At 66.2% G+C, this 23,097-nt stretch carries 19 protein-coding genes; 2 read left to right on the top strand and 17 right to left on the bottom strand.

Annotated elements, in window-relative coordinates:
* Positions 1–64 precede the first annotated feature (64 nt).
* Entirely contained in the window at positions 65–931 is an 867-nt protein-coding gene (locus P0Y50_07465) for a Ku protein (GenBank protein WEK41436.1), read from the top strand.
* Between the two features lie 57 nt (positions 932–988).
* Here P0Y50_07465 and ligD read toward each other — a convergent pair whose 3' ends face one another.
* The 6 genes from ligD to P0Y50_07435 form a co-directional block, all read right to left on the bottom strand.
* Positions 989–3,547, bottom strand: a complete 2,559-nt coding sequence (gene ligD, locus P0Y50_07460) for a DNA ligase D (GenBank protein ID WEK41435.1) — start codon at positions 3,545–3,547, stop codon at positions 989–991.
* 34 nt (positions 3,548–3,581) lie between these two features.
* On the bottom strand, positions 3,582–4,325 hold the full coding sequence (locus tag P0Y50_07455) for an extensin family protein (GenBank protein WEK41434.1): 744 nt from the start codon (positions 4,323–4,325) through the stop codon (positions 3,582–3,584).
* A gap of 55 nt (positions 4,326–4,380) precedes the next feature.
* Entirely contained in the window at positions 4,381–4,539 is a 159-nt protein-coding gene (locus P0Y50_07450; GenBank protein ID WEK41542.1) for a DUF2256 domain-containing protein, read from the bottom strand.
* A gap of 70 nt (positions 4,540–4,609) precedes the next feature.
* Positions 4,610–6,556: an RNA polymerase sigma factor RpoD gene (gene rpoD, locus P0Y50_07445; protein WEK41433.1), complete on the bottom strand. Its 1,947-nt coding sequence runs from the start codon at positions 6,554–6,556 to the stop codon at positions 4,610–4,612.
* A 74-nt stretch (positions 6,557–6,630) separates the two neighbouring features.
* A complete protein-coding gene (gene dnaG, locus P0Y50_07440; protein ID WEK41432.1) occupies positions 6,631–8,490 on the bottom strand; it encodes a DNA primase in 1,860 nt (619 codons plus the stop codon).
* A 267-nt stretch (positions 8,491–8,757) separates the two neighbouring features.
* Positions 8,758–9,591 carry an LD-carboxypeptidase gene (locus P0Y50_07435; protein WEK41431.1) on the bottom strand — a complete coding sequence of 278 codons (834 nt, stop codon included), beginning with the start codon at positions 9,589–9,591 and terminating at the stop codon, positions 8,758–8,760.
* A 158-nt stretch (positions 9,592–9,749) separates the two neighbouring features.
* Between P0Y50_07435 and P0Y50_07430 the strand changes: the two genes are divergently transcribed.
* Positions 9,750–11,144: a Mur ligase family protein gene (locus P0Y50_07430; protein ID WEK41430.1), complete on the top strand. Its 1,395-nt coding sequence runs from the start codon at positions 9,750–9,752 to the stop codon at positions 11,142–11,144.
* A gap of 118 nt (positions 11,145–11,262) precedes the next feature.
* Here P0Y50_07430 and P0Y50_07425 read toward each other — a convergent pair whose 3' ends face one another.
* The 11 genes from P0Y50_07425 to P0Y50_07375 all read right to left on the bottom strand — a co-directional run bounded on the left by P0Y50_07425 (position 11,263) and on the right by P0Y50_07375 (position 23,085).
* Positions 11,263–12,642 (bottom strand): sulfite reductase subunit alpha, encoded by a 1,380-nt coding sequence (locus tag P0Y50_07425; GenBank protein ID WEK41429.1) that lies wholly within the window; start codon positions 12,640–12,642, stop codon positions 11,263–11,265.
* Positions 12,639–13,748 (bottom strand): FAD:protein FMN transferase, encoded by a 1,110-nt coding sequence (locus P0Y50_07420; GenBank protein WEK41428.1) that lies wholly within the window; start codon positions 13,746–13,748, stop codon positions 12,639–12,641. Before P0Y50_07420 ends, P0Y50_07425 begins: the two co-directional genes overlap by 4 nt.
* Positions 13,749–13,757: 9 nt before the next feature.
* Positions 13,758–14,558: a DUF4198 domain-containing protein gene (locus P0Y50_07415; protein WEK41427.1), complete on the bottom strand. Its 801-nt coding sequence runs from the start codon at positions 14,556–14,558 to the stop codon at positions 13,758–13,760.
* A gap of 11 nt (positions 14,559–14,569) precedes the next feature.
* On the bottom strand, positions 14,570–15,082 hold the full coding sequence (locus P0Y50_07410) for a DUF2271 domain-containing protein (protein WEK41426.1): 513 nt from the start codon (positions 15,080–15,082) through the stop codon (positions 14,570–14,572).
* Between the two features lie 11 nt (positions 15,083–15,093).
* The gene (locus P0Y50_07405; GenBank protein WEK41425.1) at positions 15,094–15,771 is read right to left on the bottom strand and encodes a PepSY-associated TM helix domain-containing protein; all 678 of its coding nucleotides are present in this window, start codon (positions 15,769–15,771) and stop codon (positions 15,094–15,096) included.
* 67 nt (positions 15,772–15,838) lie between these two features.
* On the bottom strand, positions 15,839–16,525 hold the full coding sequence (locus tag P0Y50_07400) for a Fe2+-dependent dioxygenase (GenBank protein WEK41541.1): 687 nt from the start codon (positions 16,523–16,525) through the stop codon (positions 15,839–15,841).
* Positions 16,526–16,599: 74 nt separating this feature from the next.
* Positions 16,600–18,933, bottom strand: coding sequence for a TonB-dependent receptor (locus P0Y50_07395; GenBank protein ID WEK41424.1), 2,334 nt, complete (start codon positions 18,931–18,933; stop codon positions 16,600–16,602).
* A gap of 94 nt (positions 18,934–19,027) precedes the next feature.
* A complete protein-coding gene (locus tag P0Y50_07390) occupies positions 19,028–19,777 on the bottom strand; it encodes a peptidase (protein ID WEK41423.1) in 750 nt (249 codons plus the stop codon).
* Positions 19,778–19,880: 103 nt separating this feature from the next.
* A complete protein-coding gene (locus P0Y50_07385; protein ID WEK41422.1) occupies positions 19,881–20,723 on the bottom strand; it encodes a transglutaminase family protein in 843 nt (280 codons plus the stop codon).
* A 2-nt stretch (positions 20,724–20,725) separates the two neighbouring features.
* A complete protein-coding gene (locus P0Y50_07380; GenBank protein ID WEK41421.1) occupies positions 20,726–21,664 on the bottom strand; it encodes an alpha-E domain-containing protein in 939 nt (312 codons plus the stop codon).
* Positions 21,664–23,085, bottom strand: a complete 1,422-nt coding sequence (locus P0Y50_07375) for a circularly permuted type 2 ATP-grasp protein (protein ID WEK41420.1) — start codon at positions 23,083–23,085, stop codon at positions 21,664–21,666. Before P0Y50_07375 ends, P0Y50_07380 begins: the two co-directional genes overlap by 1 nt.
* Positions 23,086–23,097: the final 12 nt, after the last annotated feature.

Here is a 23,097-nt window from a genome sequence, read left to right as displayed (position 1 = left end):
GCCGGCGGCCAAGTCCGAACGCAAATCGTCCTGGCGCATTGTCAGGGATCGAGGAGGAATCGACATGGCCGCCCGCCCAACCTGGCAAGGACATCTGAAGCTGTCGCTGGTCACCTGTCCGGTGGCGCTCTACACGGCGACGACCAGCACGAACGACGTGCGGTTTCACCTGGTCAATCCCGACACCAACAACCGCATCCGCATGGTCCCGACCGACCCGGACGTCGGCCCGGTCGAGCGCAGCGACCTGGTGCGCGGCTACGAGGTGTCCAAGGACGAATATGTCCTGTTCGACGACGCCGATTTCGACAAGGTGAAGCTGGAAAGCACCAAGACCATCTCGATCGACAAGTTCGTCGACGAGGCGGATATCGACCGGCTGTATTGGGACGATCCCTTCTTCGTGGTTCCGGAAAAGGGCGCGGGCGTCGAGGCCTTCGCCGTCATCCGCGACGCCATGAAGAAACAGGGCAAGGTGGCGCTGGGCCAGTTGGTTCTGCGCGGCAAGGAACGGCAGCTGGCGCTGGAGGTCCGGGGCAAGGGGCTGGTCGCCTACACCCTGCGCGCCCATGACGAGGTGCGCGATTCCGACGACTATTTCGATGATATTCCGACCGTGAAGGCCGATCCCGACATGGTCGAGATCGCCGCCCGCATCATCGGCCAGAAGGAGGCGGAATTCGATCCGTCCGACTTCAGGGACGGCTACGATGACGCCCTGCGCGCCATGATCAAGGCCAAGTCCAAGGGCGGCAAGGGCGTGGTCGACGTCGCCGAACCCGACGACACCAATGTCATCGACCTGATGGCGGCCTTGCGGAACAGCCTGAAGGGTTCCGCGACGGGGGCGCAAAAGCCGGCGAAGAAGACGCCGACGAAAAAGGCTCCCGCGAAAAACAAGACCGCTGCAAAGAAGAAGACTGCCGCCTGACGCATTTCATATCCGATCATCCCGGCTTTCGCCGGGATGATCGGGGTCAGGTGACAGCTAAATTCCCATCTTTCTCAACGCCGGTTTCAGACTGACCGCCGAGGCTCGGAAATCCGCCCACGGATCGGGCTTTTTCAGCAGCGTCTCATAGGTCCAGAGATTGAACGCCGCCGGGTCCAGTCCCACCTTCACCTGGCCCCATGACAGCGGGAAGGCGATCCCCGCGCCCGGCCGTGCGCGCGGCGACCACGGCGCGACCGCCGTCGCCATCCGGCCGTTCCGCAGATAGTCGATGAAGATCTTTCCGCCCCGCGCCTTCTTGGCGAGGGTGATGGTGAACCGATCCGGCGCATCGGCGCGAATGGCCTCGGCCACAGCCTTGGCGAAGGCCTTGTTCTGGTCCCAGGTCACGCGGGATCGAGCGTCGGTCTTGATGGGGACGACGACGTGCAGCCCCTTGCCTCCCGTCGTCTTGACGAAGGCCGCCAGGCCCAGCCGCTCGATGCGTGTCTTCACGACTTTTGCCGCCGCGATCACGTCGCTGAAGTCCAGCCCTTCGTCGGGGTCCAGGTCGAAGGTGATCTGTTCGGGGACTTCCGGCATGCCCGGCGCGCAGCCCCAGGGATGCAGTTCCAGCCCGCCGGATTGCGCGATGGCGGCCAGGCCGCCCACATCTATGGCGGCGACATAGGGCGTGCGCGCCTTCACGTCGATCAGCTTCAGGCGTGGGTTGGACCCCGCCATGGCGTGACGCTGGAAGAAGGTCTCGCCGCCGATCCCCTCGGGCGCCCGGATGATCGACGTCGGCCGGTCCGAGACATGGGCCAGAATCCGCTCGGCCGCCGCCTCATAGTATCGCGCCAGATCGGCCTTGGTGATCGCGGGCCGGTCGCCCACAGCGGGCCACAGCACCTTGTCGGGGCTGGAGATCGTCACCCCCGCCACGACCACCTTCCCGGCCTTGCCGGCCGCGCGCACGGTCGTCGTCTTTTTGGCCTCGCCCATCTCGGTGGGCGGCTGGGGCGCGTCGGTCACCTCGGCGGCCGCCTTGTCTTCGCGCAAGCCCTTGAACGCCGCCTGCCTCAGCGAGCCCGCTTCGGTATAGCCGCCATGCTCGACCTCGGCGACCAGCACCGGCTTGACCCAGTGAACGTCCTTGGCGGTCTTGGGCGCGCCCTCGCCGGTAAAGGGCGACCTGTCCGCCGCCACGCCCTTCAAGGCCGGAACCAGCGTCTTCGTGACCGCCTCGCCATAGCCGGTTCCAACCCGGCCCAGATAGCGCAGACCCTTCCTGTCGCGCACCCCGACCAGCAGCGAGCGGAACCGGGTTCCGCCCTCCGACGACCAGCCGCCGATCACTACCTCGTCGCGGCCCCGGCATTTGGATTTCAACCAGGTCGACGACCGCCCCGCATGATAGGGCGCGTCCAGTTTCTTGGAGATCACCCCTTCCAGATCCATCCGACAGGCACTCTCCAGCACCGCCTGCCCGGTCGAGGCGAAATGTTCGACGTAGCGCAGGCGCCCCGCCCCTGGCTTGCCGATCCGGTCCACATAGGCCTGCAGCCGCGCCTTGCGATGCGACAGCGGCAGCTTGCGCAGATCCTCCGCCCCTTCGAACAGCAGGTCGAAGGCGAAATAGACCAGGCCGCCCGTCTTCTCGTCCGAAATGGCCGCCTGCAACGCCCCGAAGTCCGGCATGTGATCATCGTCCAGCGCACACAGTTCGCCGTCGATCACCGCATCGGGCCAGGTCGCCGCATCCGACGCCAGGTCAGGGAAACGGTCGCTCCAGTCCAGGCCCTTGCGCGTCCTCAGCACAGCACGACCGCCGCCGACGCCGATCTGGATGCGGTAGCCGTCGAACTTGATCTCGTGCGCCCAACCCGTCCCGCCCGGCGGATGGTCGGCGACCTTGCACAGCTGGATCGGGACGAAGGCTGGCGGCTTTGTCGCCTTCGTCGCCGCCTTTGACGGCTTGGGCTTGGCCGGCCCTTTGCGCTCCGTGGGCTTTGACGCCGTCCATTCCCTGGTCCCGTCCGCGATCTCGGCCAGAGACCGCCCGGTCGTCACCGAGGCGTCGATCTCGGCCAGGGCATCCCCCTCGCCAGCCACCGCGAAATCGTCCTTCTCCTTCAACAGCAGCCAGTTGTTCCGTTTGGACGGCTTGCCCCGGTCGCTTTTCAGCCGGATCAGCGCCCATTTCCCTTTCAGCCGCTCGCCGTGAAGGATCATCTTGATCTGGCCCTTGGCCCAGGCCGCCTCCAGGTCCGGCTCCTGCGGCTCCCAGGTCCCGACGTCCCACATCTGCACCGTGCCGGCGCCATAGTTGCCGTCGGGGATCGTGCCCTCGAACGATCCGTAATCCAGCGGATGATCCTCGACCTCGACCGCCAGCCGCTTGACCGCCGTATCGCGCGACGGCGCCTTGGTCACGGCCCAGGATTTCAGCACCCCGTCCGCCTCGATGCGAAAGTCGTAATGCAGACGCGTCGCCGCATGACGCTGGATCAGATAGCGGAACCCGCCTTTCGAGCGGCCGCCCTTGGCGCCCTTGGGCTCTGGCGTCTCGCCGAACCGGCGCTTGGCCTGATAGGTTTTCAGTTCACCGCGCATGGGGGCGTAATCCCCCCCGGCCGAAAGCGTTGCGTTAGCGGCAGAAGCGCGTGTCGGTCGCCTCAAGATGCAGGTGGTCGTGGTGGACGGCGTTGTAGTCGGGGCTCAGGGTCGTTCCGAAGATGCGGCAGGCGTCGTCGCGGATGCGGCGCAGGAAGCGCGCCTCGGCCGTGTCGCCCGACCAGTCCCTGGTCACCGTGATCCGCCGGCCATCCCTCAACCGCACCCCGGCGAAGTCCAGCGCCGCCGCCTGGGCATGGGCGCTGATGCGGTTAGACCCCACGCCGTTGTTCACGTTGCGACAGGCATAGGCGCCCATGTGGTCGATCTGGACCACGTCCGAGCCTAGGATCTCGCGCGCCGCCGGTTCCAGCGATTGACGCCGCCAGATGCTCAGGGCCAGCGCCGTCTGGCACGTCATCTCCACATCGCCCGGCGCCATGCGCGCCACCGTGCCCAGGTCGGCGCCCAACACGCCACCCTGGCTGAGGCCGCAGACGGCGGTGTTCTGGCGATCCGGCACGGGGCTGAACCGCACCCGCGCGGCGTTCAACTCGGCCAGGCACCGCCCCAGATCGCCGCCCTCGCGCACGACCAAGGCCTGGGTGCCGCCGTCAATCGGCCGGTCCACCAGCCCGCCGACCAGCGGCGCCTCGGTGCGAGACGGATAGGGCGAAGACGGCCGCAAAGGCTCGGGCGGCCGCCGCACGCAGCCGCTCAGGATCAGGATGATACCGACAGCGATCAGAAACGGCGAAGCGCGGAACACGGAGAGCATGGATCAGACGCTATCTGATTCCCCGAACATCCGCGGTCACGAGGCGGAGAGCCGCCTATCGCGGGTCGTCGGACGCACCCTTGGCCCGGCATCGATCCGAGCAGAACCGCACCTGACCCCAGTCGCGCGCCCACTTCTTGCGCCAGGCAAACGGCAAGCCGCAGGCGACGCAAACCTTCTGCGGCAGGTCGGACTTGGCGGGCGCCGCGCCCAGGTTGACATGTTTTCAGGCCATCGGTTCGCAACGAAAAAGGGCGGCCCTTTCGGCGCCGCCCCTGATCGTATCAGCTGTCCAGGAAGGACCGCAGCTTACGCGACCGCGAGGGGTGCTTCAGCTTACGCAGCGCCTTGGCCTCGATCTGACGGATGCGTTCGCGGGTAACGCTGAACTGCTGGCCGACTTCTTCCAGCGTGTGGTCGGTGTTCATGCCGATGCCGAAACGCATCCGCAGGACCCGTTCCTCGCGCGGCGTCAGGGACGCCAGAACCCGCGTCGTGGTCTCGCGCAGGTTCGACTGGATGGCGGCGTCGATGGGCAGGACGGCGTTCTTGTCCTCGATGAAGTCGCCCAGGTGGCTGTCTTCCTCGTCCCCGATGGGGGTTTCGAGGCTGATCGGCTCCTTGGCGATCTTCAGGACCTTGCGCACTTTTTCCAGCGGCATGGCCAGCTTTTCGGCCAGCTCTTCCGGTGTCGGCTCGCGGCCGATCTCGTGCAGCATCTGGCGCGAGGTGCGGACGATCTTGTTGATCGTCTCGATCATGTGGACCGGGATGCGGATGGTGCGCGCCTGGTCGGCGATGGACCGCGTGATCGCCTGCCTGATCCACCATGTGGCGTAGGTCGAGAACTTGTAGCCGCGACGGTACTCGAACTTGTCGACCGCCTTCATCAGGCCGATGTTGCCCTCCTGGATCAGGTCAAGGAACTGCAGGCCGCGGTTGGTGTATTTCTTGGCGATGGAGATCACCAGGCGCAGATTGGCCTCGACCATCTCCTTCTTGGCCTGACGGGCTTCGCGCTCGCCCTTCTGCACCGTCTGGACGATGCGGCGGTAGTCGTCGATCGGCAGTCCGGCTTCCAGCGCCACCGCCGCCACGTCGGAACGGATGGTGGCGATCTGGTTGGCTTCATTCTCGCTGAACTTGGTCCAGCGCACGCCCTGTTCCTTGATCCGATCCGTCCAGGTCGGGTCCAGTTCGGCGCCGAAATAGGCCTTGAGGAACTCGGGGCGCGAGATGCCGTAGCTGTCGGCCAGACGCAGCAGGCGGCCTTCAAGACCGATCAGGCGCTTGTTGATCGCATAGAGCTGCTCGACCAGCGCCTCGATGCGGTTGTTGTTCAGCTTCATCGTCTTCAGACGGTCCGAGATGGACAGCGTCAGCGCGCGATAGGCCTTCTCGTCCTTGGCGCTCAGCACCTCGCCCTTAAGGCGGGTCTGGACCAGCTTGTCCTGCAGGCCGCGGAATTCGCCGAAGTCGGCGGCGATCAGGTTCAGAACCTCCATCACCCCGTCGCGCAGCTCGGCTTCCAGCGCCGAGATGGACATGCCGCCGCCGTCGTCGAAATCATCGTCGTCGTCGTCATCGGATTCAGGCTTGTCTTCGGCCGCCGGCTTTTCCTCGGCCTCTTCTTCCTCTTCGCTCTCGGGCTGGGCGGCGCCCGGCAGGGAGGAAGGGTTCAGAACGCCGTATGTCGCGTCCAGGTCGATGACCTCACGCAGCAGGATGCGGTTGTTCTCAAGCTCGTCGCGCCACACCATAATGGCTTCGAACGTCAGGGCGCTTTCGCACAGACCCGAGATCATGGCGTCACGACCGGCCTCGATCCGCTTGGCGATGGCGATTTCGCCCTCGCGGCTCAGCAGTTCGACCGAACCCATTTCGCGCAGATACATCCGCACCGGATCGTCGGTGCGGTCATAGGCGGCCTTGGCGGGCGCCTCGGCCACGCCGGTCGATGCGGCGGCGGCGACGTCGGTGGACTGCTGCTCCTGCGCGTCCTCTTCGGCCTCGACGACGTTGACGCCCATCTCAGACAGCATGGCCAGGGTGTCCTCGATCGCGTCGGGGGTCACCTCTTCGGACGGAAGAACCTTGTTCAGTTCCTCCATCGTCACATAGCCGCGAGCTTTCGCCTGCTTGATGAACTTCTTGACGCCGGCGTCGGTCAGATCGAGCAGGGGTCCATCGGTCGAAACCTCGGCGTCCTGCGTCTCGGTCTGTGCGTTCATATTCAGTCCGTCTCCAGCCGGAGGGGTGATCAATCCGCCCCGGCGAAAAATATAATGCCTGACGGGGCGTAAGGTTACGCGCCCGCGCTGTCTTCCCAAATCGTCCCGGCTTTGATCGCACGGCGAAGCGCATCCCGCTCGGCCTTCAGCCGACGGAAAGCTTCATCCTGCCCAGGCACGCCACGCGCCTGGGATAAGGCGTCCTCCAATGCGGCGACCCGCATCGAAGCGTCAAACGCCTGCGACCATCGGACCCTTGCCTCGGCGAGGGGCGCATTTGCGGCCAGGAATGGCGCGCCGGACTTTGCCGCCGCCTTCTCGACCTCGCGCACTAAGGCATCATGACCCGATTGCGCCAGATGGCGTCGCATGGCGGCAGAGTCAAGAGATCGTCCCGACAGACGTAGGCGAACAAGCTCCTGCGCCAACCCGTCCAAACCCTTGTCGCCGAAACCGTGGGCCGAAATCTCCTCCAGATGATTGTCCATCCGTTCGGGATCATCGATGGCGCCGTGGGCCAGGGCGGCGGGCACCGGCTCGATGGCGCGAAACAACGACTGCATGGCCTGGGCGCCCTCGGCGGTCTGGCCCAGTTTCGGCGGCGGGCCGAACCGACCCCTGCCCTGCCCCGGCGTCCAGGGCGCGCGTTGAGGCGCGCGCGGAAAGAGCGCGTCGAACCGCTCGAACAGGTCGCGCCTGTATTGTTCGGCCAGATCCTTGTCCTGAATGGCCGACGCCGTGTTGCGCAGGCGCGCCTTGAAGCCCGCCTTCCGCTCCGGCGTGTCCAGCGGCTCCAGTTCCTGTTCGCGACGGAACAGCACCTCGGCGAAACCGTGTGTCTCGGCCAGAGCCTGCCGCAAGGCCGGCGCCCCCTTGTCGCGCAGAATGTCGTCGGGGTCCTGACCGCCGCTCAGCAGCGAGAACCGGAACGACCGCCCCGCCTTCAGCAGCGGCAGCGACCGTTCGATGGCGCGATAGGCGGCGCGCAGGCCCGCCGCATCGCCGTCGAAACACAGCACCGGCTCGTGCGACACGCGCCACAACCGCTCCATCTGTTCTTCGGTCAGGGCCGTGCCCATCGGCGCCACGGCCGGCAGGCCCGCGCGCTGACAGGCGATGACGTCCATATAGCCCTCGACCACGATGATGGCCTGATCGTTCCTGGATTCCGCGCCCAGAATGCGCCGCGCCTCGGGCAGGCCGTAGAGCGTCGCGCCCTTGTGAAACAGAGGGCTTTCCGGGCCGTTCAGATATTTGGCCCGGTCGTCGGGGTTCATGGCCCGGCCGCCGAAACTGACGATGCGGCCGCGCGCGTCCAGGATCGGGAACATCAACCGGTCGCGGAACCGGTCATAGGGCTGTCCGCCGCTTTCGGGCGAAATCAGCAGGCCCGCCTCGACCAGTTCGGCGGGCTTGGCCCCGCGCTGGACCAGCGCCTGTTTCAGCCCCTCGCGGTCGTTGGGGGCGTAGCCAAGACCGAACCGCTCCCACTGATCCTCGGGCAGGCCGCGTTTTTCCAGGTATTCGCGCGCCGCCTTGCCCGGCGTGCGTCGCAGATTGGCGGCGAACCATTTCTGGGCCAGGTCCATCCAGTCCGACAGGCCCGCCCGCTTCTGCTCGCGCTCGGCCTCCTTGGGGTCTTCGGCGGGCAGCTGCATCCCCGCCTCGCCCGCCAGACGCTGCACCGCCTCGACGAAGCTCAGCCGCTCGGTTTCCTGCAGGAAACTGATGATGTCGCCGTGCTTTCCGGACGAGAAGTCGTGGAAAAAACCCTTGTCGTCATTGACGAAGAAGGACGGCGACTTCTCCTTCGAGAAGGGCGACAGACCGACGTATTCCCGCCCCTGACGTTTCAGCTTCACCGTCCGCCCGATCACGTCGGACGGCCGAAGGCGGGCCTTCAGTTCATCGATGAATCTTTCGTCGAAACGCACGCGGCGATCCTTAGGCGTTCAGCCCCTTCACGTCGACGGAATAGGGGGCGATCAGGCGGTTCATCCAGGCATCCCCCGAATTCCAGATGAACCGCCGCATCGCAGAAGGCGTAAACCGCAGCGTCCCCCAACGCCTTGGCTTAACGAAGTCCTAACGCCTCGCGGACCTGCATCTGACGTTGAGACCCGGCCGCTGTCGAGAGGGGCGCAAGCTTTGCCTTACCGATCAAGGCAAGACTGTGTCTTTTGCGCCGCGCACGGTTTGACTCATCGAAGGCCGAACGGCACGATCTTGTTGGCGCCGTCGTGCCCGATATCCGCCGATCCAAGGTAGGCTATGCCCGATCTGAGGCACCAGTACCGGACGATCTCTTCCGGTGTCTGGCCAAAATCGGGATCATTTTCCGGGACGTCCGACACGCGCCCAAGGCGAACACCCGCAACTCGACGAATGCTGGCCTGGCCCGTCAAATGAAACATCATGCGGTCGACACGATAAGCCGCCTCGGCCACCTCCTCCAGCATCAGGACATGGCCGGTTAAATCCGGCTCCAGAACCGTGCCCAGCAGTTGGTCGATGATCGTCAGGTTGAAGGCGACGGCCGGACGTGGATCATCGGCCAACGACGGTTCGATCCAGTCGCTGCGTCCGGTGGTCAGCCAAGCGACGGCGCCCGCAGCCGTCTCATCATGGCGCACGGAATCCGAGGCCATCGGCCCGTGGGCCAGATGCGGAAACCCGGCCTTGTACAGTCCAGCCAACAGGCTGCCCGCGTCGGAATAGCCGAGGTAGCGTTTCTTGCGCGCCACCGCATTCAGCCGGGGAATGACGGATTCGGCGATGCGGCACGATCCGTATCCGCCGCGTGCGAACCATATGGCGTCGATGCGCGGATCATTGGCGAACTCGACAAAGGCGTCGGCCCGCGCCCGGTCGTCGCCCGCGAAATGGCCGTGCTTGAGGAAACAGGCGGGATGAAAGACCACCGCCACATCACCGTCGGGATGGTGTTCAGCGAACCAGGCATTGATGGCGTCGGCCCGCTCACGGGAGAAACGTGAACTGGCGCAGACGATGCCGATCTTGAACGTCTTGCTCACGCCGTCGTCTCCAGCGCGCCCTGGATCCCCTTTTGCAGGTCGATCATCACCAATGCGGTCTTGCGGGGATCGCGTTCCGGGGCCACGACATCTCCTGACGGATCTACTTGCACTTCGCAGGCGCCGCCGTCGGGCGCCGACGGCATTCCTATCGCACCATGACCGACACCGTCTCCTACTTCTTCTGCGGCATCGGCGGGTCCGGCATGCTGCCGCTGGCCATGATCGTTCAGGCGCAGGGCCATGCCATCGAAGGCTCTGACCGCGCGCTGGATCAGGGCCGCACGCCCGATAAGTTCGACTGGCTGCGCGCCCATGGCGTGACCCTGCACCCGCAGGACGGATCGGGCGTCACCCGCGCCAGCCAGCAGGTCATCGCCACGGGCGCCATCGAGGAGACGGTCCCTGACATAGGCGCGGCGCGGCGCGCGGGCGCCCGCATCCAGACGCGGCCCGAACTGCTGAGCCAGTTGTTCAACGCCGCCCCGACCTCCATCGGGGTGGCGGGCACCAGCGGCAAGTCTACCATCACCGGCATGATCGCCTGGATCCTGCATCAGACGGGCCGAAACCCCACCGTGGTCAATGGCGCGGTGATGAAGAACTTCACCGACGCCGACCACCCCTTCGCCAGCGCCCTGATCGGCGGTCCAGACGTGTTCGTCGCCGAGGTGGACGAAAGCGACGGCTCCATCGCCCGCTACGACCCGACCGTGGCGGTCGTGTCCAACATCTCGTTGGATCACAAGTCGATGGAGGAGCTTCGCGACCTGTTCGGCGGCTTCACCAACCGGGCGACGACGGCGGTGCTGAACCTCGACAATCCCGAGACGGCGGCGCTGGCCCAGACCCTGCCTGCGGGCAAGGCCATCACCTTCGGTCTGGGCGAGGAGCAGGCCGACCTGTCCGCTCACGACCTGCAGCCGCTGCCGACCGGAATGAAGTTCCGCCTGATCGCGGGCTGGACCGAATATGACGCCGTGCTGAACGTTCCCGGCGCCCACAATGTCGCCAATGCGCTGGCGGCGCTGGGCGCCGTCAAGGCGCTGGGCGTGCCGGTGGGAGAAGCGGTGAAGGCGCTGGAGACCTTCGCCGGCATCCGTCGCCGCATGGAGGTCGTGGGGACCGTCAACGACATCACCGTCATCGACGACTTCGCCCATAACCCGGACAAGATCGCCGCCACGCTGAAGACCTTGCACGCCTTCGACGGTCGTCTGCTGATCCTGTTTCAGCCGCACGGCTTCGGGCCTCTGAAGCTGATGAAGCATGAGTTCATCGAAGGTTTCGCCGGACTGATGCGTCCCGACGATGTGCTGCTGATGCCGGAGCCCGTTTACTACGGCGGCACGACCGACCGCAGCGTAGGGTCCGAGGACATCGCCTCCGGCGTTCGCGCCGCCGGGCGTCAGGCCGAGGCGCTCGCGACCCGCGCCGACTGCGGCGACCGGATTCTGGCGCTGGCCAAGCCGGGCGACCGGATCATCGTCATGGGCGCCCGCGACGACACCCTGTCGACCTTTGCGGCGGAGTTGCTGGGACGGTTGGGCTAACCTTTAAGTCGTCATCTTCGCCCTTGTGGCGAGGATCCATACTGCCGATGACGGCCGGGTCTCACCTTCATCGACGAGCGTATGAATCCCAGGCGCAGGGCCTAGGATGACGGATCTTTTAGTACACGTCCCGCCGATAGCGACCGTCTTCCAGCATCCGCAGCAGGACATCGGCGCCCAGCCCCTGTTCCAGCGCGGCGTGAACGCCGGACGCCATGCCCTCCAGGCTGCCGCAGACATAGATGGCCGCCCCGCGTGCGATCCAGTCGCGCAGGTCATCCGTCGCCGCCGCGACCAGGTCCTGAACATATCGTCCATCGCCTGCATCACGCGAGAAGGCGCGATCCAGCCGCCCAAGCGCGCCAGACGCCAGCCAGGCCTGAACTTCGGCGTCGAAAAAGGCGTCGTGCGCCCGCGTGCGTTCGCCGAACAGCAGCCAGGCCCCGCCGCCCGCCGCCGTGCGCGCCTTCAGATGGGCGCGCAGCCCGGCGATGCCCGTGCCGTTGCCGATCAGGATCATCGGCGTCTCGTTCGATGGGCCGTGGAAACTGCGGTTGGTGCGCAGCCGCATGCCGATCTGCTCGCCAGGCCTCAGGTCCTGCGTCAGCCAGCCCGAGGCCAGGCCGGGCGTCCCGTCGGGATGGCGCATCAGGCGGATCAGCAACTCCACACGGCCGTCCGACGGCAGGGAGGCGATGGAATATTCGCGTGAACCAGGCGTGACGCCCTCCCGTTCCGGCAAACCGACCTCGGCGATGTCTCCCGCCGACCAGTCGGGCCCCGCGCCCACGGGTTCGAACGCCAGAAGCCAGGCCTCGCCGCCCGGACTGCCGGGATTGACCAGGGTCCGCTGGACCAGCCGCCAGGGATCATAGGCGGGCGGGGTCCAGTCGGCGACCGCGACGCGGCCGGTGATATGGTTCAACTGATGCTGCCAGTGGCGGATGGCGCCGGCCTCGCCGTTGTCGACCTCGACTGTGTCGAACAGGGGCTCGGCGCCCGCGCGCCGCAGCCAGCCGTCCACCGCATGGCCGAAACCGCAGAACTGGTCGTAGCTGCGGTCACCCAGAGCCAACACCCCGAACCGCAAATCGGCCAGGTCGGCGGGAGCCGCCATCGTCTTTCTGACGAAGCGGGCGGCGTTATCGGGCGGATCGCCCTCGCCCGTCGTGGAGACGATCAGCAAGGCCCGATCCGCCGCCTTCAACGTCTCAAGGTCCAGATCGGCGAAGGACAGAACGCGTGCGCCCGCGCCGCCATCGCCCGTCGCCCCTGACAGCGCCCGGGCCGTCATCCAGGCCAGTTCCTCGGCGAATCCCGTCTGGCTGGCGAAGGCGACCAGCACCGGCTTGCCGTCACCCGCGCCGGCCATGGCGTCGGACCGGGCGCGGGCCAGGGCGGCGGCGCGGCGTTCGCGCCAGATCGTGACGGCGATCAGGACCAGCCAAAGCACAACTGCCCCGACCGCCCACAGCCAGCGCTGCGGATCGGCCGTCACCCCGGCCGGTCTCCGTCTGGATCGTCCATCATGGCGGCGAAGGCCGGCGTCATCCGCTCGATCGGCCCGCGTTCGGTGCGCTCGACGAAATGGGCGGCCAGGCCCAGCGCCTCGGCATATTCCGGCCCCTCGAACGGCCCCATGACCGTCAGGGCCGTGGCGTAGGCGTCGGCCATCATGGCCGAGGCGTGCAGCACGGTGACAGAGCCGAGATGGTTGTTGACCGGACGTCCGGTCGAGCCATCAAGCGTATGCGGATACCGCCGACCGTCATGGACGAAGGCGCGACGGTAATCGCCGCTGGTCGCCACGGCCAGGTCGAACAGGGCCGCCACGGTGCGGGGCGCGGGGCTGTTCTCGACGCGCTCGATCTCGACCCACCAGGGCTGGGCGTCCGGCTTGACGCCGCGCCCCTTCAACTCGCCGCCGATCTCGATCAGGTGCGAGGTCGCGCCCATGGCCGTCAGCCGGTCGGACACGCGGTCCACCGCATGACCCTTGGCGATGCCGGAGAAGTCCAGCTTCATGCCCCCCATCTGCATCACGCCGCGCGCATCGGGATTCAGTCGCAGCTTCCGCCAGCCGGAGACGGCCATGGCCGCCGTGATTTCCTCCTCGGACGGGACCGGCAGAAGGGTCGGGCGCGGTCCGGGCGGCCCGAAGCCCCACAGATCGACAAGGGCGCCCAGTGTCGGATCGACGGCGCCGTTCGTCTCGTCGCCCAAGGTCATCGCTGCGTCCAGCAGGTCCCAGAACGGCTGGGACACCGCCCACATGCCGGCGGGGGCGGTGTTGAAGCGGCTGATCTCGCTGGACGGCTCCCACGGGCTGAACAGGGCGACGACGGCGGCCAGTTCTTGCTCGATCGCTTCGCGAACGGTCGCTTCGTTCATGGCGGGCGGGGCGATGACGCGCGCGCTCCAGGTCGTGCCCATGGTCTGGCCGCCCAGCGAACGGATCAGGTCACTGGGCGGACGCGGCGGCGCGCCCTCGATCACCGGGACCAGGACGCGATTGTCGGCCCGGTCCGCCAGGGGACCGGGGTCGCCGAGAACGATGGCGGAGGGGGCGGCGCGCGAGCCGCGCGAGAAGGGCGTGTCGGACATCCCGCTCGCTTAGGGCAGGACTTCCACCGCCGCCACATAGCTGGCGCTGGAACCGAGCGTTTCCCCCTGTCCTTCGGTGCGGACCGAGGCGTTCAGCCAGTACATGCCGGCCGCCGGCCAGGTGATGGTAAAGGCGCCGTCTGCGCCGGTCGTCACCGTCGATTCCTCGGGATTGTCGCGATAACGGATGCCGCCGCGCGCCACCGTGACCGTCAGCCCCGACGCCGGCTGGCCATTGTTCAGCAGTTTGAACGTCGCCGGCTCGCCTGCCGCCAGGTCGTTGGGATGGGTCACGGGCGCCAGTTCCAGCCCCTCGCCGGTCGTCTTGAAGACCGTGTCGGTGGGGTTGTTCAGGGTGACGAAGGTCTCGATGCGGCTGGCGGTGCGGGTCGCCTGGATGTCGGTCGCGCCCGCCGGCAGGGCGGCGGGATATTCGGCGGCGGTTCCGCGCCAGCGCTTCTGTTCGCCGTTCAGCCTGTAGCTGGCCATGACGCCGCTCATGACGTTGGCGACCTTGTAGGTTCCGTTCTGCGTCAGATGGACGTCGAAGGTGGAACGGTACTGGCCCTGCATGGCGTGTTCGGGCTGAACCGCCGAACCGTCCGGCGCGGTGATCGTCAGGCCCGTCATCCGCATGGCGGCATGGTCGGGATCGAACACCTTGTTGGACATGCCCGCGTCGAAACCGACCCAGGCGTCGGTCCCCGACAGGGTGGTGGCGGTCGGCGCCATCCAGGCGCGGTGGGCCTGGGCGGCCATCGGCGCCGCCAGAGCCGCCGCCAGCGTCAGAAGGGCGATCGTCTTCTTCATGGTCGTGATCCTCAGCGAGAGACGGCGACGCGCACGGCGCCCAGTTCGGAGGCGCCGGTTCCGGTCCCGGTGTTCGCCGCGCCCCAGCGGAAGGGCACGCGCACGACCTCGCGACCGCCCAGTTCGCGCGCCGCCTCGACGACGATATTGTACTGCCCCGGCTGCAGGCCGTTGAGGCGCGCGGCGGGCACGGTGATCGTCTGGCGGCCCGGCGCGCGCGTGGCGCCCGACACGCCGTCAGCCGGCAGGCTCATGGCCCGGCCGCCCTTGCGCCACCAGGTGCGCAGATCCTTCAGCCAGTCCTTGCCGTCGCCCTCGTTGTTGCGGGTCTGCTGATACCAGACGGCCAGGGTCCGTTCGGCCGACTGATCCGGCTTCTCGATCCACACGGCGACATAGGGACGGTGGTAGGAGGCGGTGTTCAGCCGGGGAATTTCGACCGAGACGGTCAGGTCTGCGGCCAGGGCGGGCGCGGCCGCCGCAGCGAGACCGACCGTGGTGATGACGACGGGAAGAAGGCGCATCGGAAAACTCGTCAATGAATGAAGATCAGGGCGATGACGACGGGGATCAGCAGGCCCAGCGCCGCCAGCGGCCAGGTCGATGGCCGACCCTTGGCGTGCAGCACCATCAGGCCCAGGCCCGTGACGGCGAAGATGACGCAGGCCGCCGCGAACACGTCGATGAACCAGAACCAGACCGATCCGGCGTTGCGGCCCTTGTGCAGGTCGTTGAGGTAGGCGATCCAGCCCCGCGTGGTCTTTTCATGCAGGGCCTCGCCCGTCGAACGGTCGATCGTGACCCATCCGTCGCCGCCCGGCATGGCCAGGGCGACATAGATTTCTTCCGGCGTGGTCTCGGTCGGCTTGCCGGCGATCTCGACCCTGAACGCCTCGGAGGCCCAGCGCGCCACGGCGTCGGGCACCGGCTGAGTGGTCTCCTCCGGGAAAGTCTTCAGGCGTTGCAGCAGCGGGGCCGGCAGAGTCTGGGTCTGTTCGACCGTCACCGGCTTTCCGGGGATCGAGGCTGCGTGATTCAGGGTGATGCCGGTAATCGCGAACAGGATCATGCCGACCAGGCTGACCGCCGCCGAAATCCAGTGCCAGCTGTGAAGCTGCTTCAGCCAGAATGATCGCGCGCCGTTCAACGCCGCCTTGGGCTTCGGTCCCTTGGCTTCGGGTTCGGCCTGACGCTGTGCGGCGAGTTCGGTCACGCGCTCGCTGTGCCATTGTTGCGAACGTGTTGCAATAGCGTTCAGCGGGCCCGCGACACGACGTCCATCACGCCTCGGCCCAGCGCCGCAACAGATTATGATAGACGCCGGTCAGTTCGATCACCGCCTGATCCTTGGGCCCCTTCTCGCGTCCGACGCGCTGGGTCGCCACGTCCAGCCGGAACAGGATTTCGCGGTCGCCGTCGTCGCGGACCAGGCTCTGCATCCACATGAAGGACGACACCCGCGCGCCGCGCGTCACGGGCATGACCTTGTGCAGGCTCTTGGAGGGGTAAAGGACCAGATCGCCCGCCGGCAGTTTGATCGACTGGGCGCCGTACATCTCTTCGATGATCAATTCGCCGCCGTCGTAATCCTCGGGCTCGGACAGGAACAGGGTCGCCGACAGATCGCTGCGGATGCGCAGTGTTCCCCCGCCGCGCGCCTGTCGGATGGCGTTGTCGACGTGCAGGCCGAACTCGCCCCCGCCCTCGTAGCGATTGAACAGGGGCGGAAAGATCGTGTGCGGCAAAGCCGCCGCCACGAACATCGGATTGGCGTTCAGAGCCTGCACCACCAGGGCCGAGACCTCTCTGGCCACGTCGCAGTCCTCGGGCAGTTGCTGGTTTCGCTTGGCCGTGGCCGACTGATGGCCCGAGGTGATGTTGCCGTCCGCCCACGGCCCGGCGTCCAACCGCTGACGCAGGGCCTGAACCTCAGCCTTGGAAAAGACTTCCGGGATCTGCAGCAGCAAAAGCATTCTCTCTGGAAAGAAAACGGCCCCGCAGTGGATCGCGGAGCCGCCAGTTTAGGCCGGGGAGTAGGCCTTTAGAAGCGCATGTTCAGCGTCAGGGTGGCGGCGCGCCCTGGCGCCGGATCGGCGTGGTGAACGCCGTTGGTGCGCATGATGTAGCGTTCGTCGCCGGCGTTCTTGACGTTTAGCCGCAATGACGCGGTGTCGGTCAGATCAAAGGCGACGTAGGCGTCCACGCGGGTGTATTCCGGCGCATAGATGCGGTTTGTCCCGCCGCCGGCCCCGCCCTGGTTGCCCCCGTTCGAACGAGAGACATAGTAGACGCCGCCGCCCAGGGTCAGCCGCGGCATGACGCGATAGGTGGTGAACAGGCTGGCCGAGTTCTTGGGCGTATTGGCCAGCGCTTCGCCGACATTCAGGCTGTTCGAGGCGCCGCGCACCAGTTCGGAGTCCATGTAGGTGTAGCCGCCGAATACCTGCCACGCCGGCGTGATATTGCCCGAGACGCTGAGTTCGACGCCCTTGACCTCGACCTCCCCGACCTGGGCGTAGGTGGCGGGCGGGCCGGAATCGACCAGCAGTTGAGCGTTCTTGCGGGTCAGACGATAGCCGGACAGACCGACGGCGAGACGCTCGTTGAACAGATTGGCCTTGGCGCCGATCTCATAGGTCTCGGTGTCCTCAGGCTCCAGGATGTCGTCGGCCAGGTTGCCGGACCCCTGCCCCGTACCGGCGGCGTTCTGGTCGCCGCCCGCGACAAGGGGCGGCGTCGAGGCCGTGGCGTAGGAAACATACAGGCTCGAATAATGCGTCGGCTTGAAAACCAGACCGGCCTGATAGTTAACGAAATCCCACTTGCGCTTGGGCAGCGCGACCACCCCCGACGTCCCATTCGGCGTGGCGGGGATCAGGGGGTTGATGGTCCAGACGCCGTTCGTCTGGGTGGAGGAGATGTTCACGCCCTGAGTTTGATAGCTGTCCCAACGGACACCCAGGTTGAGCAGGAAGCGGTCGGTAAGCGAGATGCTGTCGAAGGCGTAGAGGCCGACGGTTTCGGTGATCGAACGACTGGGGGTGCTGCGATTGATCACGCCGGTCCAGTTATCGGCCGGGTTCGGATCATAGACCGGCGTGCAGTCGAACCCCGTCAAGGGCGCGGGGCAGGCCGAACCGGAGGTCGTGAACGTCGAATAGCTGGCGTTGCGATTGACTTCGCGCGTCAGCTCCAGGCCCAGATCGTAGCTGTGCCTGATCCCTCCGGTCGAGATTTTGCCGAACACATCGGTGACGTTGGCCAGTGTTTGCGCGGGGTTCCAACGGGTCTTTGTGCCGCGCTTCATCCACCAGACGCCGCCGATCTGTTGGGCTGATCCGCCGTCGCCGGGATTGGTGACGATGTAGTCGTTCAGCGTCATCGACAGGCGGCTGACGTTGCGGACCGTCAGGGCCTCGCTGAACCGATGCGTCCAGTCGAAGGTGAAGGAGTCCACCGTATTGTTCAGATAATCACGCGCCTTCAGACCATACAAGGCGTCGCGGCTGACGTTCAGCACGCCGGACGCATCGGGTCGGGGCGCGGCGCCTCCGCCCAGCTTGGTGTAGAGCGGTATGCCGTAGTCGGGCATCTGATTGCTGTCGAGGTGATAGTAGCTGGCGACGATCGTGCTGCTGGCGCCCAAGCCGACCGCGAAAGACGCTGCGACGCCCCATTTGTCATAGTCCACGGCGTCGCGGCCCGCGACATCGCCCGCCGCCCCCATCAGATTGATGCGCAGCGCCGCTGTCTCTCCCAGAGGCATGTTGGCGTCGATCGTGCCGCGCAGGTAATCGTCCGTGCCGATACCCGCCGAAACATTGGTGAAGGGCGTCAGTTTCGGCGACTTGGAAGCCAGATTGATGCTGCCGCCCCCGGAACCGCGTCCAGAATAGACCGAGTCCGCCCCCTTGATGATCTCGACCTGTTCCAGGTTGAAGACTTCGCGCTGCTGACCGCCGGTATCGCGCACGCCGTCCACGAAGATATTGTTGCCCGAGGACTGGCCCCGGATGACCGGACGATCGGCCAGCGGTTGGCCGCCCTCGCCTGCACCGAAGGTGATGCCGGGCGAGTTGCGCAGAATGTCTTGCAGCGAGTCCGCCCCTGTCTGTTCGATGATGGCCTGCGGGATCACGGTGACCGATCGCGGCGTATCAAGCAGCGGCGCGACATATTCTGGAGAATGGGGCGCCGGCTTCCGGACCTGGCCATTGACGTCGATAGTCCCCAGATTGGCGGGCTGCTGCTGGTCAGCCGTGACGATCACGCTATCGCCGGCGTCGGCGGCGACAGCAGGCGCGGCGACAAGCATTCCGGCGGCGCTGGAGGCGAACAGAAGCGTGCGGAGCGCGGCGGCGCGGGACTCGGACATTTTCTTGCGACCTTTTGGTCTGATTTTGCGATGCAGTCGCAATAACCAGCTTCAATATGTCGCACAAGGAGAATTGCAAACAACTCGCAACAAACTAGCCGGCCACGGACATCGCCTTCGGCGCCGGAGCGGTTTCGACGCCCGTATTCAACCACGTCGGATCGGGAATCGCCTTGTGCGCGGAGGCCATGGCTTCCGACCAACGACGCGCCAGATCGCGGAAATAGGGATCTTCGGCCTCGATGCGTCGGGCCACGCCGCTCAGGCGATCGCGCGGAATGACGACCAGATCCAACGGCGGCCCGACCGCGATGTTGGAGCGGATGGTCGAGTCGAACGAAATCAGTCCCAGCTTCACCGCCTCCGACAGGGGGGTGGCGCTATGCAGGGCGCGATCGAGGATCGGCTTGCCGTATTTCAGTTCGCCGATCTGCAGATAGGGTGTGTCCGGCCCGCACTCGATGAAGTTGCCCTGACCATAGATCAGATACAGGCCCATCTTGCCGCCCGCGATCTGACCGCCCAGCAGCATGGAGGCCGAGACGTTCAGCGCATCGGCGGCCGGCGTCGGCGGCGTGTTGATGCTGGCGCGCACGCTGGCCATCGCATGGCCCAGCAACTGCGCCGCGCGGAACAGGGTCGGCGCCGTTTGGAGCGTTTCGGGCGCCGCCGAGTCCGGCAGCTTGATCCCGGCCGCGACCATGGCCAGCGCCGTCTGCGTCACCGACAGATTGCCCGCCGTCGCCACCGCCAGCATCCGCTCGCCCGGCGACTGAAGCAGGTGCAGTTTTCGATAGGACGAGATGTTGTCCACGCCCGCATTGGTGCGCGTGTCAGCGATCATCGCCAACCCCTCGTCCACCAACATGCCTACGCAATAGGTCACTTCGCTCTATTCGCTCCCCGCGTTGCGAATCCCCTGACGCTAACAGATTCGTGCATCATGCCTATCGGGGCCATCCGCTGGATTGCAGTTGTTGCTGGCTCTGTTGCACCGGCCGCACATTCAGGGCGACCGTCAGGCTCTCCTGACCGCCGCCATAGCTCGTGCCCCGGATCGGCGTGGCGCCGCGCGCGTCCAGCCCCACGGCGACACGGACATAGTGTTCGGTCGGACAGATGCCATTGGCCGGATCGAAGCCGACCCAGCCCAGGTTTTCGACCCAGGCCTCGGCCCAGGCATGGGCGGCGTCCTGATCGTGCTGTCCATCCTGACGGCTGAGGTGGCCCGAGACGTAGCGCGCCGGCACCCCCATCCGCCGCGCCGCCGAAATGAAGATCTGCGAATGATCCTGACAGACGCCGCGCCGCTGGGCGAAGGCCTCCGCGGCGGTGTGGCTGGCCGAGGTCGATCCTACCTCGAACGCCACCGTCTCCTTCAGCGCGCCCATCAGCCGGTGCATCCGGTTCAATGTCGCCCCCTCCGGGATCGAGCAGGCGAAATCGACGATGCCGGCGTCCGCCGTGGTCATCGCGGTTTCGCGCAGATAGACCAAGGGCGACAGGCGTTCGGCCTGCCCCTTCACCACCCCGCCCGTATCGATGGTGGAGACCTCGCCGGTGACGCGGATGGTCAGGGCGTCGGTGGGCCGCTCGGTATAGAGGCTGTGGACGATGTTGCCGAACGCGTCCTCGCTGCGTCGCAGTCGGGCGTCAACGTCGGTTTCGATGCGCCAGTCGCGCACCTGCTGGCCCTCGCACGACCTGGGCGTCAGACGCAGCATCTGCACGATGAACCGTGCAGGACGCGCATAGGCGTAGCGGGTGGAATGATCGATCCTTATCCGCATGGTCAGACCAGATACTGTTCGTGGATAGCGCCGGCCAGCGCATTGTTCTCGTTCAGGAAACGCTGGATGTATTCATGCAGGCCCGACTGGAAGATGTCCTCGATCTTGGCCTCGTTGAACTGACCCAGGCGGTTGGAGGCCAACCTCTGCGCCGGGCCGCGCCGTCCGTAATCGGTCGCCAGTTGCTCCAGATAGCTGACGATCATCCCCTGGCACGAAGCCAGCGAGCGCGGCATCTGGCGGTTCAGCACCAACAGGTCCGCCACCAGCCACGGCCGCACGCTCTCGCGGTAGACCCAGCGATAGGCGGTCAGGGCCGAGACCTCGCGCAATAGGGTCGTCCATTGGAAATAGTCCAGCTGACCGCCCACCCGTTCGCCGGGCGGCAGCAGCAGATGGTATTTCACGTCCAGCAGGCGGGCGGTGTTGTCGGCCCGCTCGATCGCCATGCCCAGGCGCAGGAACCAATAGGCGTCGTTGCGCAGCATGGTCCGCGACGAGGCGCCCTCCACCGCCAGGGACGTCGATTTCACGAAGTCGAGGAAGTTGGTGAAGTCGTCGCGCCGGGTCGGTTCGCCCAGTTCGTTCAAGCCGTTCCAGGCGCCGTTGATCGCCTCCCACAGTTCGATGGTCAGGGCGGTCCGCACCGAGCGCGCATTGGTCCGCGCCTTGGTTATGCAGGCCTTGATCGAGGTCGAATTGTCGTAGCCGAAGGCCAGATATTCGCGGACGGATTTCTCGGAGATCGTCCGCCCCGAGGCGTCGAACCCGCTTTTGACCCCCGATGAGGCGATGGCGCCCGCCCAGGCCGTGACCGTGGCCTGGTCCTTGGCCGGCAGGGCGGCAAGGCGGATCGCCGCCTCCAGAATGCGTGCGAGAAAGTCCGCCCGCTCCATATAGCGGCCGGTCCAGTAGAGGCTGTCTGCGGTGCGTGAAAGCATCAGTTGTCCAGCACCCAGGTGTCCTTGGTTCCGCCGCCCTGGCTGGAGTTGACCACCAGCGACCCCTGTTTCAGCGCCACCCGCGTCAGGCCGCCCGGCGCGACCCGCACGCCGTCCGGGCTGGACAGGACGAAGGGCCGCAAGTCCACGTGGCGCGGCGACAAGACGCCGCCGTTCAGCGTGGGCGCCGTCGACAGGCTCAGCGTCGGCTGGGCGATGAAATCGTCGGGGTCGGCGATCAGCTTGGCGCGAAACGCCTCGATCTCGGCCTTGGTGGAGGTCGGCCCGACCAGCATGCCATAACCGCCCGATCCGCCCACTTCCTTGACAACCAGTTCGTCCAGCCTGCCCAGCACCTCTTTCAACGCCTCCGCCTCACGGCAACGCCAGGTCGGGACATTCTTCAATATGGCGTCCTCGCCAGTGAAGAAGCGAATAATCTCGGGCATATAGGTATAGACGGCCTTGTCGTCCGCCACGCCCGTCCCGACCGCATTGGCCAGCGTCACCCGGCCCGCGAAATAGGCCGACATCAAACCCGGCACGCCGATGGTGGAGGAGGGCATGAAGGTCAGGGGATCGATGAAGTCGTCGTCGATGCGGCGATAGATGACGTCCACCCGCTTCGGCCCCTCGGTGGTGCGCATGAAGACCGTGTCATCGTTGACGAACAGGTCCGTGCCTTGGACCAGCTCGACCCCCAGCTTGTCGGCCAGGAAGCTGTGCTCGTAATAGGCCGAGTTGAACGGGCCGGGCGTCAGGACGACGATGGTCGGATCGGCCCCCGCCCCTGCCGGCGCGGACGCCTGCAAGGAGCGCAGCAGCATGTCGGTGTAGATTTCGACCGGCCGCACCGCATGTTCCGCGAACAGGTCGGGGAACAGCCGCATCATCATCTCGCGGTTCTCCAGCATGTAGGAGACGCCGGACGGGGTGCGGCAGTTGTCTTCGAGAACATAGAAGCCGTCCTCGCCGGTGCGCACCAGATCCACGCCCGAGATATGGCACCAGACGTCGCCCGGCGGACGACGACCCTGCATCTCGGGCCGATAGTGAGGATTGGTCAGGATCAGGTCGGCGGGCACAATGCCCGCCCTGATGCACTCCTGCGCGCCATAGATGTCCTTCAGAAAGGCGTTGATGGCGGCGACCCGCTGCTTCAACCCCTTTTCCAGCCCGCTCCACTCATCCGCGCCGATAATGCGCGGCACGACGTCGAAGGGAATCAGCCGCTCGTTGGATTCCTCGTCGCCATAGACGGCGAAGGTGACGCCCATCCGCCGAAAGAACAGCTCGGCCTGGCGCGAGCGCGCCTGCAGCAGATCGACCGGCGCGTTTTCAAGCCAGGCCGCCAGGGTCTTGTAGCTGTCGCGGATCGCACCCGATCCGTCGCCGCTCATTTCGTCGAACGCTCTCGTCATCCGCCCCGCCAA

The organism is Candidatus Brevundimonas colombiensis (assembly GCA_029202665.1).
In the GTDB taxonomy this organism is placed as follows: domain Bacteria; phylum Pseudomonadota; class Alphaproteobacteria; order Caulobacterales; family Caulobacteraceae; genus Brevundimonas; species Brevundimonas colombiensis.
Note: the sequence above shows the minus strand (reverse complement) of the source record. Positions and strands in the feature narration are given on the sequence as shown.

Bases quoted from the DNA above. Each gene is read 5' to 3' on its own strand.
- P0Y50_07465 (WEK41436.1), top strand. From the start codon at position 65: ATGGCCGCCCGCCCAACCTGGCAAGGACATCTGAAGCTGTCGCTGGTC.
- ligD (WEK41435.1), bottom strand. From the start codon at position 3,547: ATGCGCGGTGAACTGAAAACCTATCAGGCCAAGCGCCGGTTCGGCGAG.
- P0Y50_07455 (WEK41434.1), bottom strand. From the start codon at position 4,325: ATGCTCTCCGTGTTCCGCGCTTCGCCGTTTCTGATCGCTGTCGGTATC.
- rpoD (WEK41433.1), bottom strand. From the start codon at position 6,556: ATGAACGCACAGACCGAGACGCAGGACGCCGAGGTTTCGACCGATGGA.
- P0Y50_07430 (WEK41430.1), top strand. From the start codon at position 9,750: ATGACCGACACCGTCTCCTACTTCTTCTGCGGCATCGGCGGGTCCGGC.
- P0Y50_07420 (WEK41428.1), bottom strand. From the start codon at position 13,748: ATGTCCGACACGCCCTTCTCGCGCGGCTCGCGCGCCGCCCCCTCCGCC.
- P0Y50_07415 (WEK41427.1), bottom strand. From the start codon at position 14,558: ATGAAGAAGACGATCGCCCTTCTGACGCTGGCGGCGGCTCTGGCGGCG.
- P0Y50_07410 (WEK41426.1), bottom strand. From the start codon at position 15,082: ATGCGCCTTCTTCCCGTCGTCATCACCACGGTCGGTCTCGCTGCGGCG.
- P0Y50_07395 (WEK41424.1), bottom strand. From the start codon at position 18,933: ATGTCCGAGTCCCGCGCCGCCGCGCTCCGCACGCTTCTGTTCGCCTCC.
- P0Y50_07390 (WEK41423.1), bottom strand. From the start codon at position 19,777: ATGATCGCTGACACGCGCACCAATGCGGGCGTGGACAACATCTCGTCC.
- P0Y50_07385 (WEK41422.1), bottom strand. From the start codon at position 20,723: ATGCGGATAAGGATCGATCATTCCACCCGCTACGCCTATGCGCGTCCT.
- P0Y50_07380 (WEK41421.1), bottom strand. From the start codon at position 21,664: ATGCTTTCACGCACCGCAGACAGCCTCTACTGGACCGGCCGCTATATG.
- P0Y50_07375 (WEK41420.1), bottom strand. From the start codon at position 23,085: ATGACGAGAGCGTTCGACGAAATGAGCGGCGACGGATCGGGTGCGATC.